14 protein-coding genes and 1 tRNA gene are annotated in these 13,652 nt (G+C 32.3%); 9 read left to right on the forward strand and 6 right to left on the reverse strand.

The features are described 5' to 3' along the window. Positions 1–26 precede the first annotated feature (26 nt). The gene (locus tag ACNO7W_RS10475) at positions 27–2,510 is read left to right on the forward strand and encodes a DUF5686 and carboxypeptidase regulatory-like domain-containing protein (RefSeq protein ID WP_417938086.1); all 2,484 of its coding nucleotides are present in this window, start codon (positions 27–29) and stop codon (positions 2,508–2,510) included. A gap of 104 nt (positions 2,511–2,614) precedes the next feature. Here ACNO7W_RS10475 and ACNO7W_RS10480 read toward each other — a convergent pair whose 3' ends face one another. The 4 genes from ACNO7W_RS10480 to ACNO7W_RS10495 form a co-directional block, all read right to left on the reverse strand. Next, positions 2,615–3,484, reverse strand: coding sequence for a cation diffusion facilitator family transporter (locus ACNO7W_RS10480; protein WP_143387964.1), 870 nt, complete (start codon positions 3,482–3,484; stop codon positions 2,615–2,617). 115 nt (positions 3,485–3,599) lie between these two features. Further along, positions 3,600–4,910 carry a UDP-N-acetylglucosamine 1-carboxyvinyltransferase gene (gene murA / locus ACNO7W_RS10485; protein WP_143387965.1) on the reverse strand — a complete coding sequence of 437 codons (1,311 nt, stop codon included), beginning with the start codon at positions 4,908–4,910 and terminating at the stop codon, positions 3,600–3,602. 102 nt (positions 4,911–5,012) lie between these two features. Then, positions 5,013–5,732: a DUF4290 domain-containing protein gene (locus tag ACNO7W_RS10490; protein WP_143387966.1), complete on the reverse strand. Its 720-nt coding sequence runs from the start codon at positions 5,730–5,732 to the stop codon at positions 5,013–5,015. Positions 5,733–5,820: 88 nt separating this feature from the next. Then, a complete protein-coding gene (locus ACNO7W_RS10495) occupies positions 5,821–6,105 on the reverse strand; it encodes a DUF493 family protein (protein WP_143387967.1) in 285 nt (94 codons plus the stop codon). Positions 6,106–6,254: 149 nt separating this feature from the next. Here ACNO7W_RS10495 and ACNO7W_RS10500 point away from each other — a divergent pair, with 149 nt between their 5' ends. The 5 genes from ACNO7W_RS10500 to ACNO7W_RS10520 all read left to right on the forward strand — a co-directional run bounded on the left by ACNO7W_RS10500 (position 6,255) and on the right by ACNO7W_RS10520 (position 10,851). Beyond that, positions 6,255–6,794 carry an AAA family ATPase gene (locus tag ACNO7W_RS10500; protein WP_417938087.1) on the forward strand — a complete coding sequence of 180 codons (540 nt, stop codon included), beginning with the start codon at positions 6,255–6,257 and terminating at the stop codon, positions 6,792–6,794. A gap of 83 nt (positions 6,795–6,877) precedes the next feature. Next, positions 6,878–8,773 carry a RecQ family ATP-dependent DNA helicase gene (locus tag ACNO7W_RS10505; RefSeq protein WP_143387969.1) on the forward strand — a complete coding sequence of 632 codons (1,896 nt, stop codon included), beginning with the start codon at positions 6,878–6,880 and terminating at the stop codon, positions 8,771–8,773. Then, positions 8,773–9,720 (forward strand): methionyl-tRNA formyltransferase, encoded by a 948-nt coding sequence (gene fmt, locus ACNO7W_RS10510; protein ID WP_417938088.1) that lies wholly within the window; start codon positions 8,773–8,775, stop codon positions 9,718–9,720. Before ACNO7W_RS10505 ends, fmt begins: the two co-directional genes overlap by 1 nt. Positions 9,721–9,899: 179 nt before the next feature. Further along, positions 9,900–10,172, forward strand: a complete 273-nt coding sequence (locus tag ACNO7W_RS10515) for an HU family DNA-binding protein (RefSeq protein WP_073017033.1) — start codon at positions 9,900–9,902, stop codon at positions 10,170–10,172. 118 nt (positions 10,173–10,290) lie between these two features. Beyond that, on the forward strand, positions 10,291–10,851 hold the full coding sequence (locus tag ACNO7W_RS10520; RefSeq protein WP_143387971.1) for a YqgE/AlgH family protein: 561 nt from the start codon (positions 10,291–10,293) through the stop codon (positions 10,849–10,851). Here the strand turns inward: ACNO7W_RS10520 and ACNO7W_RS10525 are convergent. Continuing rightward, entirely contained in the window at positions 10,848–11,684 is an 837-nt protein-coding gene (locus tag ACNO7W_RS10525; RefSeq protein WP_417938089.1) for an aminotransferase class IV, read from the reverse strand. The genes ACNO7W_RS10520 and ACNO7W_RS10525 overlap by 4 nt on opposite strands. 53 nt (positions 11,685–11,737) lie before the next feature. Beyond that, positions 11,738–12,130, reverse strand: a complete 393-nt coding sequence (locus ACNO7W_RS10530) for an START-like domain-containing protein (RefSeq protein ID WP_143387973.1) — start codon at positions 12,128–12,130, stop codon at positions 11,738–11,740. Positions 12,131–12,285: 155 nt separating this feature from the next. Here ACNO7W_RS10530 and ACNO7W_RS10535 point away from each other — a divergent pair. The 3 genes from ACNO7W_RS10535 (at position 12,286) to ACNO7W_RS10545 (ending at position 13,393) form a co-directional block, all read left to right on the forward strand. Continuing rightward, positions 12,286–12,362, forward strand: a tRNA-Met gene (locus ACNO7W_RS10535). A 231-nt stretch (positions 12,363–12,593) separates the two neighbouring features. Further along, on the forward strand, positions 12,594–13,043 hold the full coding sequence (locus ACNO7W_RS10540; protein ID WP_417938090.1) for a hypothetical protein: 450 nt from the start codon (positions 12,594–12,596) through the stop codon (positions 13,041–13,043). Beyond that, on the forward strand, positions 13,043–13,393 hold the full coding sequence (locus ACNO7W_RS10545) for a type II toxin-antitoxin system PemK/MazF family toxin (RefSeq protein ID WP_417938091.1): 351 nt from the start codon (positions 13,043–13,045) through the stop codon (positions 13,391–13,393). Before ACNO7W_RS10540 ends, ACNO7W_RS10545 begins: the two co-directional genes overlap by 1 nt. Positions 13,394–13,652: the final 259 nt, after the last annotated feature.

Genomic DNA, 13,652 nt, shown 5'->3' on the forward strand with positions numbered 1-13,652 from the left:
ATATTTTTGTGAAAGAAAAAACTTTCATGAAAAAATACTGCTTACTTTTAATTTCCCTGATCTCAATTACCAACAATGCACAAATAAAGGGAACTGTCTCTGACGAAAAAGGGAATCCACTACCTTTTGTAACCATTTTTCAAGAAGAAACATATAATGGAACAACCTCAAATGAGTTAGGAAAGTATGAACTAAACTTGAAGAAAACAGAAAATCAAACCGTAATATTCCAATATTTAGGTTTTAAAGCACAAAAAGTAGCGATTCAAACTGAACAATTTCCTTATTCTTTGGATGTAAAAATGGCAGAAGAAAGTTATTCTTTAAATGAAGTTGTAATCAATACCAAAATAAATCCTGCCATTGCTATCATAAAAAATGCAATAGCCAGCAAAAAAGAAAATACCGAAAAAACAGCTCGTTTTAAAGCTGATTTTTATTCTAGAGGAATTTTCAAACTCAAAAATGCCCCTAAAAAAATATTCGGTCAAAAAATTGGTGATATGGATGGATCCTTAGATTCAACAGGAACGGGCATTATCTCATTGTCTGAAACCTTTTCTAAAATAACTTTTGAAAAGCCAAATAATTTAAAAGAAATAGTAACTGCATCAAAAGTAAGCGGAAGAGATAATGATTACAGTTATAATACGGCCAGATCTTCTTTTTATGATTTCTATGATAATACAGTTGATTTTAAAGTTAATATGATTTCTCCAATAGCGAATAATGCTTTCAATTATTATAAATACAAGTTAGAAAGTACATTTTACGATGAGAATAATCAAATGATCAATAAAATCAAGGTTACTCCAAAACGCGATAGCGAACCCGTTTTTGAAGGCTACATTTATATTGTTGAGGATTCTTGGGCAATATATGCTGTACATTTAGATATAAAAGGATACCGAATGAAAGAGGAATTTGTAGATGTCATGACATTAAAACAAAACTTTAGTTATAACAGAAACAGCAAGATTTGGGCAAAAAATACGCAAAGTCTGGAAATTACAGCTGGAGCTTTTGGTATAAAATTTACGGGGAAATACAACTATGTTTATAGTAATTATGAATTTGTAAACTCTTTTGCTAAAAAAACTTTTACAAATGAAATTACCAGTGTCGAAATAAATTCAAACAAAAAAGACAGTCTTTTTTGGAACAACTACAGACCTATTCCTTTAACATTCGAAGAAAGCAACGATTACATTCGAAAAGATAGTATTTACAAAGTTCGTAATTCTAAAAAATATTTAGATTCTATCGATGCTAAAGGGAATAAATTCAAAATACAAAAAATATTAACGGGTTACACTTATAAAAATAGTACAGAGAAACACTCTTTTAGTTATGAAGGATTATTAAATCTGGGGTCCTTAAGTTTTAATACCGTTCAAGGATATAATTTTGATACTGGTTTTAGATACACCAACTGGAAAAATCAGGAAAAAGGTAAAAACACCTCCATAAGCACAAAATTAAATTACGGTTTTTCGGATGATCGCTTGCGCGCTACAGGCTCATTTATTCATCGATTCAACAATCAGGATTATGGAACCTTATACTTGACAGGAGGAAATACTGTTAAACAATTTAATGCAGAACAACCCATCAGCAAAGCAATAAATACTATTAGTTCTTTAGCATTTAAAAATAATTATATGAAACTGTATAATTTAGAATTTGCAACAATAGGTTATAGTCAAGATATTGCCAATGGGGTAAACCTAAACGGAAAAATAGAATACCAACAGCGAAAACCGTTATTCAACACTACAGATTTTTCATATTTTAATAAACAAAATTTATATACTTCTAATAACCCATTAGCACCAGATGATTTTATCACTCCCGTTTTTGAAAAACATCATTTGATGAAAATAAATCTAAATGCAAAAATCAATTTTGGTAATAAATACTCCTCTCGCCCAGATGGAAAGTTTAATATAAGAAATGAAATATACCCTACGCTGTATTTAGGCTATGAAAAAGGATTCGCAGCTAATGAAAAGAAATATGAATTTGATCATGTAAATGCACGCTTAAATTATGAGGCAGCATTAGGAAATAAAGGAAATATAGGATTGAATTTGAAAGCCGGAAAATTTTTCAATGGTGAGAACATCTCCTTTGTCGATTACAAACATTTTAATGGAAATCAAACACACATTGGTCAAACTGAGCGCTATTTAAATGTGTTCAATATATTGCCTTATTATTCTAACAGTACGAATGATCGCTATTTTGAAGCACATGCAGAGTACAATGACGAAGGGTATATTATGAATAAAATCCCGCTACTGAATAAATTAAAATCAACATTAATTTTAGGTGCTCATTCTCTATCTACCCCAAATCTTAAACCTTATACTGAATTTACAGTTGGCCTGGATAATCTTGGTTTTGGCAAATTTAAAATGTTTCGTGTAGATTATGTTCGTTCCTACCAAAATGGTTTTCAAGGTGATGGTGTAATTTTTGGCCTTAAATTTTTAAATATTTTAGAGTAAAATCTTCCAACCAAATAAAAAAGGCACAAGAGTTAATTTTCTTGTGTCTTTTTTAGCTTTTATAAATATCAAAAGATTCAATTTGGGATTAGTATAAAATAAATCTATTCATTGGGCTCTACATGAATCAAAACATGTCCTAATTCAGGTATTTCTTGTCTTAAAGTATCTTTTAGTTTATGGGCCAATTCATGTCCCTCTTTTACCGTAATATTGGCATCAACACGGGCGTGAAGATCTACATGATATTTCATACCCGATTTACGTATAAAACACTTCTCCGTATCAATAATTCCATCTACTTGAAATGAAACCTTTCTAATTTCATCAATTAAATCATCGTTCAGATGCTCATCCATAATCTCTCCCAGAGCAGGTCTGAAAATCAGATAACTGTTATAAAGGATAAATCCTGATGCAAAAAGCGCCGCCCAATCATCGGCCGATTCGTATCCTTTACCTAAAATCAATGCAATAGAAATTCCTATAAATGCGGCAACCGATGTTATTGCATCGCTTCTATGGTGCCAAGCGTCTGCCCGCAATGAAGAACTATTCGTTTCTCTGCTGCGTTTCATCACTAACCGAAAGGAATACTCTTTCCAAACAATTATAGCTCCAAGAACAAAAAGTGTCCAGGACTTTGGTAATTCATGAGGTGTACTAATATTAATAATACTTTCATAGGCAATGATTGTAGCCGAAGTAATCAAAAAACCTACTACCAAAAAAGTTATTAATGGTTCAGCACGGCCATGTCCGTAGGGATGATTTTGATCTGCCGGTTTATTCGAATACTTAATTCCGAACAATACTAAAAGTGAGGAAAAGATATCAGTCGTAGATTCGATCGCATCTGCAATTAAAGCATATGAATTTCCAAAAAAACCCGCTAACCCTTTTATAATCGCTAAACAGATGTTCCCTACGATGCTAAAATAAGTTGCTTTAATTGCAGTTTGTTCGTTTGACATTGTATTTTGTAATGATTTAATAAAATTAAAAATCGTTTAAATAATCCCTCGAATTTTGAATTGATTCATTCAAGAGGATTGTTTAAACGATTATTTTTCTATCAATTTTAGATTATTAAGCTCGAATAATATTAGCACCAATGGCTCTTAATCGTTCATCAATTCGCTCATAACCTCTATCGATTTGTTCAATATTCTGAATAGTACTTGTTCCTTTAGCAGAAAGAGCTGCAATCAATAATGAAATTCCGGCACGAATATCCGGTGAAGACATGGTTGTTGCTTTCAATTGTGATTTGAAATCATGTCCCATAACTACCGCTCTATGCGGGTCACACAACATAATTTTTGCTCCCATATCAATTAACTTGTCTACGAAAAACAATCTGCTTTCAAACATTTTTTGATGAATCAATACATCACCTCTTGCTTGTGTAGCTACTACTAAAACAATACTCAATAAATCAGGGGTAAATCCTGGCCAAGGCGCATCAGCAATAGTAAGAATAGAACCATCAATATCTGTTTTTACTTCATATCCATCTTCGTGAGCAGGAATATAAATGTCGTCTCCTCTTCGTTCCAAAGTGATTCCCAATTTTCTAAAAGTATTCGGAATAACACCAAGATTATCCCAACTTACATCCTTAATTGTAATTTCGCTTCTGGTCATGGCTGCTAATCCAATCCATGAACCTATTTCTATCATATCCGGAAGAATTCTATGCTCACAACCTCCCAGACTTTCAACACCTTCAATAGTCAATAAGTTAGATCCAACGCCTGTTATTTTAGCTCCCATGGAGTTTAACATCTTACACAATTGTTGTAAATAAGGTTCACAAGCAGCGTTATAAACTGTTGTTTTTCCTTTGGCTAAAACTGCAGCCATAACTATATTAGCTGTTCCGGTAACTGAGGCTTCGTCCAGTAACATGTCAGCACCTTTCAATCCTTTAGGTGCTTCAACACCATAAAAATGATCTTCTCTATTGTAACGGAATTTCGCTCCCAGATTGATAAATCCTTCAAAATGTGTATCTAGTCTTCTACGACCAATTTTGTCTCCACCGGGCTTTGGAATATACCCTCTGCCAAAACGAGCCAATAATGGTCCTACAATCATAATAGAACCTCGAAGAGAACCGCCTTCTTGTTTAAATGCTTCTGTTTCTAAATACTGTATATTAACATCATCAGCTTGAAAAGTATAAGAGTCCGATCCATTTTTTTGGATTTTAACTCCTAAATTTCCTAAAAGCGTAATTAGCTTATTGATATCAATAATATCAGGAATATTATTAATTGTCACTTTTTCAGAAGTTAAAAGAACAGCACATAAAATCTGTAATGCTTCATTTTTAGCTCCTTGTGGCGTGATTTCTCCTTTTAGACGAATGCCACCTTCTATTTTGAAAATTCCCATATTCTTTTTTTAAGGTTCTTAGGTTTTAGGACACAAAGGTTCCGAAGTTTTTGCTAATTTGTAAATGCAGCAACTCAGAATCTAAATAACTTAGTCCCCATTTTATTTTGGATTGTTGTTTTTTACGAAAGGTTTTGGTTTTCCCGTTTTCAAATTCTTGTTGCTTAGAATTTTTGGTTGCCCAACCGGAGTAATTTTATTGGATACTCGCTTATTAGTTCGTAATAAGTCAGTAGTGTTCAAAAGTTCTTCTGTACTTTGAAGCAAATTCAATTTACCTCCAGATAATTCATATAAATGTTCGAAAATAACATCATCCTTAACCGTATCTTTATTCCAACTCAGATATGATTTTTTCATGTGATTGGCAATTACTTTTACCAATGCATTTTTCATTTCGCCTTCCTCCCATTTATTAGCGACATCAATCATATACTTTATGTTGTTGCCATAATATCGGTATTTTGGAAAATTTTGTGGGTATTTTAAAACATCCGGTTTTAATTGCAAAACTTCGCGAGATGGGATTGGGTAAGGTGAATCAGCAACTAATTTAAAATCGGACATAATAAAAATCTGATCCCACAATTTATGCTGAAAATCAGGAACATCACGTAAATGAGGATTCAAACTTCCCATTACTTGAATAATATATTTTGCCGCTTTATTGCGCTCTACATCATCTTCAATTTTAGTCGCCTGATCAATTAATTTCTGCAAATGACGGCCATATTCCGGAATAATTAAATGCGATCTCTCTGCATTATATTCCAAATGATGGACTGTATCGTTCGCGTTTTCTTTTATATATTTTGAATTCATATTCGAATGTATATTTTTTTGATCTAAATATGCCTCTTTTTCGAAGATTTAAAATCATTCGATTTGTATGCATCAAAAACTTATTATATTACAGGGAAATAATACCTTTAATTGTAGAAACTTCTAGGTATTTATCTACTATTTCTTGTGAATCTTTCATGGTTACGTCAACAGATATACTTGTAAATTTGCCTGTTCTGGATTTTGTCGTTTTTATAACCGCACCCATACAATCAAAAGCCAACTCAACACGTTCAACATTATCACATTCAGTAGGTACAATAAATTTAAACAAATATTCTGCTGGCCAGGTATTACTCATGTCCAACTCCACTTTTAATCTATCATAAAATTCTTCGGTCTTCTTGTCCATTTTCTATTTAAAAATAAAGGCAAATATACGGTTTCAAATGTAAATTATGAATTTTGAAATATGATTTTTTGTCAAATACCATTATTTACGGCAATCATTTTTTTAAAATTCCATTTAGTTTGAGTAATTTTGCGCCTTATTTGTAAAAAGTGCAGAAAGAAATCATAGTTATCATTGGCGGTCCCGGAACTGGAAAAAGTACAATCATTGACGGATTGATAGCTAATGGATACTGTTGCTACCCCGAAATTTCCAGACAAGTAACGTTAGAAGCCCAAAAACAGGGTGTCGAACAATTGTTTCTCGAAAACCCCTTATTGTTTAGTGAACTACTTCTGGAAGGCAGGAAAAAGCAATTTCAAAGCGCACTTGAAGAACCACATGAAATTGTTTTCATTGATCGCGGCATTCCTGATGTTTTAGCGTATATGCACTACATCGGAGATAGTTATCCTTCATTTTTTGATTTGGCTTGCCAAAAATATAAATACACTAAAATCTTCATTCTTCCACCTTGGAAAGAAATCTATATTAGTGATACAGAGCGATATGAAAATTTTGAACAAGCAAAAAATATCGACAACCATCTTGTAACTACCTATGAAAAATATGGTTACGAACTCATAGAAGTACCTAAAGATAGTGTTGATAACAGAATTCTTTTTATCTTAGATAAAATTTCTAAATAATTTAAGAATTACAAATTGGGATTTACGGTTTTTTCACCAAGTATAAATTAAAATCTAATCCCGAAGCTTTGGGACTCAAATCTATGCCAGAAGCATTACAAATTCTTCAAAAGTATTGGAAACACAACAAATTTAGATCGCTACAAAACGAAATTATAAATTCTGTTTTAGATGGCGAAGACACTTTTGCGCTAATGCCTACCGGTGGTGGAAAATCAATATGTTTTCAGGTTCCCGCAATGATGCAGGAAGGAATTTGCCTTGTAATCTCCCCTTTAGTGGCGTTGATGAAAGACCAAGTCGCTAATTTGCAAAAGCGAGGTATTAAGGCGATTGCATTGACTGGCGGAATAAAATCGGATGAAATGATTGACCTGTTGGACAATTGTCAATTTGGAAATTATAAATTCCTGTATTTATCCCCGGAACGATTGCAATCGGATTGGATTCTCGAAAGAATAAAGAACCTTCCTATAAATTTAATTACCATTGACGAAGCACATTGCGTTTCACAATGGGGACATGATTTCAGACCTGCTTATTTGAAGATTTCAGGATTAAAAAAGCATTTTCCAAAAATCCCTTTCTTGGCTTTGACCGCAACTGCAACACCAAAAGTTAAAGAAAGCATCATTAATGATTTAGGATTACATAATCCTAAAGTTTTCGAAAAATCATTTGCAAGGGAAAATATTGCCTACATGGTTTTTGAGGTAGAAGACAAACTTTTTAGAATCGAACAAATACTGAAGAAAAATCCTCAGCCCTCCATAATATATGTTAGAAACAGAAAATCATGTTTGGATATTTCCTCACAACTACAGTCCTTGGGATTCAAAGCAACGTATTATCACGGCGGACTTACGTCCAAAGAAAAAGACAAAAACATGCAGTCTTGGATGAATGAAGAAGCGCAAGTTATTGTTGCCACAAATGCGTTTGGGATGGGAATTGATAAAGCCAATGTAAAAACAGTCATTCATATACAACTTCCGGAAAATTTAGAAAATTATTACCAGGAAGCGGGACGAGCGGGAAGAAATGGCGAGAAAGCATATGCTGCCTTATTAACCAGCCCATCCGATATACTTCAGACAGAAAATCAGTTTATAAATATTCTTCCTGATAAAAAGTTTTTGAATCAAATGTATATCAAACTCTGTAATTATTTTCAGATTGCTTATGGAGAAGGAATCAACGAACAATTTACGTTCAATTTACATCATTTTTGTTTAAAGTATGAGTTCCCAACATTGAAAACTTACAATGCCATGCAGTTTCTGGATAGACAAGGCATTATTAATCTGTCCCAAGAATTTTCAGAAAAAATCACGCTACAATTTCTTATTCCTTCCAAAGAAGTAATCCGTTATATGAGTTTGAACCCTAATGACGAAGAAATTATTTTAGCAATATTGCGAACGTATCCAGGAATTTATGAAATGCAAACTGCTTTCAACTTACAATTGATTGTAAAAAAATCGAATCATACAGCTTCTGAAATACAAGCCGTTTTAAATAAATTGAAGGAAAAAGACATTATTGAGTATCATTCAAAAAATAATGATGCCACATTAATTTTCAATGAAATTCGTGAAGATGAAAGAACAATCAACAGGATTGCTAAATATTTAGAAAATCAAAACGAATTAAAAAAAGAACAACTCAAATCTGTACTCTATTACATTAATGAGAAAAAAGTTTGCAAAAGCAAATTGATTTTGAATTATTTTGGCGAAAAGACAGATGTTGATTGTGGTATTTGCTCCTATTGCATTACTAAAAAAAATAAGAAAAGGGATGTGACTTCACTTTCAAAAGAGATTTTTGCTTTATTGCAAACAGAAGATTTAAATTCCCGAGACATACAAAATCGAACTAAAGACAGCCCGGACGATGTTATCTTTGTTCTACAACATTTATTAGAGAACAATATTATACTTGTGAAACCTAACAATAAATACACTTTAAAATCATAATGGAAAAATTACGAATTGTTTTTATGGGAACCCCGGGATTTGCTGTTGGAATTCTGGATACTATAATCAAAAACAACTATGAGGTTGTTGGTGTTATTACAGCCGCAGACAAACCTGCTGGTCGTGGACAAAAAATAAAATATTCGGCAGTCAAAGAATATGCTTTGGCCCATAATCTTACTTTATTACAGCCTGCAAACCTTAAAGACGAAACTTTTTTATCGGAATTAAAATCGTTGAACGCTAATTTACAAATCGTTGTTGCGTTCAGAATGTTGCCAAAAGTAGTTTGGGAAATGCCTTCGTTAGGAACATTTAATCTTCACGCTTCACTCCTACCCAATTATCGCGGTGCCGCACCTATAAATTGGGCAATCATAAATGGAGAAACAAAAACAGGCGTGACTACTTTTTTTATCGATGATAAAATTGATACTGGCGCCATGATCTTAAGTTCGGAAATACCAATTGCAGCAAATGAAAATGCGGGACAATTACATGATCAATTAATTGATTTAGGAAGCAAGACCGTTATTGCCACTTTGGAGATGATTGAAAAAGGAAATGTAACTACAATTATCCAGAAAGATGATGCTGATATAAAAACTGCCTATAAACTAAATAAAGAGAATTGTAAAATAGATTGGACAAAATCGGCTTCAGAAATAAATAATTTGATTCGAGGTTTAAGTCCTTATCCCGCGGCTTGGTGTTTTTTTGGAGACAAAAATGAAGAGTGGAATGTAAAAATATATGAAGCAAAAATCATCTCCGAACATCACAATTACACCATTGGGAGTTTGATTTGTAGCAAAAAAGAGATGAGAATTGCAGTAAAAAATGGATTCATTCAGGTATTAAGTTTACAATTTCCTGGAAAAAAGAGAATAAGCACAGTAGAATTGTTAAATGGGATGTCTTTTTCTGAAAACGCAAAAGTCTATTAACATCAGTAAAAACGGGTGTTTAGATGCTTTTAACAAGAAATAGCCTTTGTTTTATGAACAAAAAAAATAAGTTATTAACAAAACAAACTAAAATAACACAAAACGCTTGCAAGGAACGTATTTCCTACTAAATTTGTGTATTAACAATTTTTTTAACCAACAATTAATAACTATTTATTATGAACAAATCAGAATTAATCGATGCTATCGCTGCTGATGCAGGAATTACAAAAGCTGCAGCAAAATTAGCTTTAGAGTCATTTTTAGGAAATGTAGGCGGTACTTTGAAAAAAGGTGGAAGAGTATCTTTAGTAGGTTTCGGATCATGGTCAGTTTCGGCTAGAGCTGCCAGAGACGGAAGAAATCCTCAAACAGGAAAAACCATCCAAATCGCAGCTAAAAATGTTGTGAAATTTAAAGCTGGTGCAGAATTAGAAGGAGCGGTAAACTAATTTAAGTTTTCCAATATAATCAAAACCTTCCAGATGGAAGGTTTTTTTATGCATTTAAACGACTTTGTTTGGAATTATCAAAATTTAATTCTTAAATTTAATAAAAAAAACTAGCGTTATGATTTCAGAAAAATTAAAAAAAGGACATCTACTTATAGCAGAGCCTTCTATATTTGGAGATTTATCATTTAGCAGATCAGTAATCTTATTAGCGGACCATAACAAGGATGGTTCTGTTGGTTTTATTATCAATAAACCTTTGAAATATACCATCCACGACCTGATACCAGATATTGACGCAAGATTCAAAATCTACAATGGAGGACCAGTAGAACAAGACAATCTTTATTTTATTCACGACATTCCTGAGTTGATTCCTAATAGCGTCGAGATTTCAAATGGCATCTATTGGGGAGGAGATTTTGAATCTACAAAAGAACTCATCAATTCCGGAAAAATAAGTAAAAACAATATTCGCTTCTTTTTGGGATATACCGGTTGGGAAGAAGACCAACTGGAAACAGAAATGGAGTGTAATTCTTGGATTATCACTGAAAATAATTATGAGAATAAAATCATAGGAAAATCAGCGGCTCATTTCTGGAAAGAACAAATTATGGAATTAGGTGGAGAATATCTCATTTGGTCCAATGCTCCAGAAAACCCTTATTTAAATTAAACACCACTTACCGCTTCATTAAGCTTTTCAACTAATACATTTGCTAATTTAGTTGTAAATTCCTTTTTACGATATTTTGTAATAGGCTGTATGCCTTTTATAACATTTGTAATAAATAATTCATCTGCTTTTTGAAGATCAAATGGAGAAATTACTTCTTCTACTACTACATGTTCTATTTTTTTGGCCAAACCCAGAATTTGTTTTCTCATAACACCATTTAAACACCCTTCAGAAACTGGCGGTGTAATGAGTTTGTTACCCAGTAGCATAAAAATGTTTCCTTGCAAAGCTTCAACAACATTTTTACTGTCATTCAACAAAATGCAATTGTCTAATCCATTTTCATTTGCATAAATACTAGCGGTTATGTTTAAGATTTTATTCGTTGTTTTTATGGAAGACAGCAATTGTTTAGTCACATAAAAGTCTTTATACAAATCAACTTCATATTCTTTTTTGTTAATTGAATAGAACTTTTCTTCAAGTGCTATTGCATGAATTAAAAAAGAAATTGTATTATTTTGTGGTAAATAATAACCACCGTCATTTCTATAAATGGTAATTCTGGCTCTTGACGAGTCAGCTAAAACATTATTTTTAACGAGAGAAAGTATTTGTTCTTCAAAATATTCCATGGTAAAATTCATGGGAATTTCCATTCGAACCACTCGCATAGAAGACATTAATCTAAAATAATGATCTTCTAAAAAAAGAATTTTATTATCTATTATTTTAACCGTTTCGAAAACAGCATCACCATATAAAAAAGCGCGGTTTTGTGTCAATATATTAGCATCCTGCGACACTATAGTTCCATTAAAATTAATCATAAAAAAGCCCTAAATTTTGTTTACGGCAAATATAAGTCATAAATATGATTTTACTATACTGAACCGATTAGATGTTTCAAATCCGAAATTTGATTTTCCCATAACTGTGTTGCTTCATCAACTTCATTTTTATCGGCAAAGTCAATAACCATTAAAGAGACATCCTTTGTAAGTTCATCGACTAAAATATGTAATTCAAAAAAGTATTCCGTGTCTTTACTATTTTCATCAACCCATTTGAATTTGACTTTTTCACCCGACTTCTTAGAGGCAAGCCTAGCTTTTTCTTCGGAGTCATTCCAAATGAAAGTAAAAAACTCTCCACGAGAATTTACATTATCGGCAAACCATTCTGATAGACCAGAAGGAGTCGATATATATTGATATAATAATTGAGGCGAAGAATTTATAGGGAATTCGATTTCGTAACGTACTTTTTGATCCATGAGCTACATTTAATTTTTGTGAAATATATAGAATATAACTCCGAAAAAAAAGCATTTTTAAAAATATTTTTTTTTCTTAAAAATATACTTGCAAGCTCTAATATTATTTTTATATTTGCACCCGCATTCAGGGATGGTTATCCACCCTAAATCATGGCGAGATAGCTCAGTCGGTTAGAGCGCAGGATTCATAACCCTGAGGTCCCGAGTTCAAATCTCGGTCTCGCTACCAAAGCAAAAACCCTAACATCAATATGTTAGGGTTTTTTTATTCTAAAAAACTACCTTTTTTATATAAAAAATACAGAAACGCATACGTTTATTTGTTAATTTAAAACCTATGGGGCTGTAATCTTCTATTTTGGGTTGATTAATTTTGATTACTAAACTATATTATGTGGTTTTAAGAAGTTACAACACAATGGAATAGTTTTTGTATATTTGTAACCTCAATTAATAAATTATGCAATTAGCATTAAACATAGAACATTTTGCAAAACCAGTAGTTACGGAAACAAGGATAAGTTTCGTTTCTAATTTTTTTGGTATTTTGTTTAAGGGAATAAAAAAGAGACTATACAACGACATAGATAATTTTATTTTAGCCGTTGAAGGCTTCTATCCTTACAGCGAAAAACTTGAACTTTCGGAAGCTGCTAAATTATTAGAAAGAACAAAACTGGTGATTTCTAAGTTAAATAAAATAGATGAGGATTTATATAAAGATGACTATTTAAAAGACCAAATATTAAAAGAGAAATACAAGTATATGCTTAAATCCATCTATAAAATGGAAAGCATACTACATAAAACTATATATAAAAATAGCCCCGTTGAAAAAACAGATAAAACTATATTAAAAGGAATTTCCGACATGAATAAAAGAAATATGTCTAAATTACTTTCTGTTTAATGGCGTTTCAAAGAGGAGATATAATTATGGTTTATTTCGATTTACCATATTCCGAATCATCCGACTCTCATCCAGCCATAATAATATCAAATGATGATGTTTTTGAACAGGATGGTTTATATATCTGTGTAATGATGTCTTCAACAACAAAAAATATTGACAAATATTCTTTCGAAGTTACCCAAGAAATGTTGGTAAATAAAAATAACAAAGATTATTCCCAAGTACGTTGCCATCTGATTACAAACGTAGATCAGGAATCAATAAGGGGTGGTAAAATTAATTCAATGAAAAAAAACAGTGTAGATCAATTAGTAATAAGAATTTCTGACATCACACTATCTGTATAACCTTTTAGGAATACTAAAACGCATACGATTCATATTTTTTATTTGAAAACAAAATAGAAAGCACCTGTAAATAAAGGATGTTAGAAGTCGTTTTCAGATTCATAACCCTGAGGTCCCGAGTTCAAATCTCGGTCTCGCTACCAATCGAGTAGGTAGGGGGATTACTCCCCCGCCCTCTCACACCACCGTATGTACTTACGTGTACGGCGGTTTCCTTAAAGTGGTTTACGATGTTTTGTCGTCTGATTACATTCCTCTT

It is taken from the genome of Flavobacterium sp. ZB4R12, assembly GCF_048276375.1.
GTDB classification, from domain to species: domain Bacteria; phylum Bacteroidota; class Bacteroidia; order Flavobacteriales; family Flavobacteriaceae; genus Flavobacterium; species Flavobacterium gawalongense.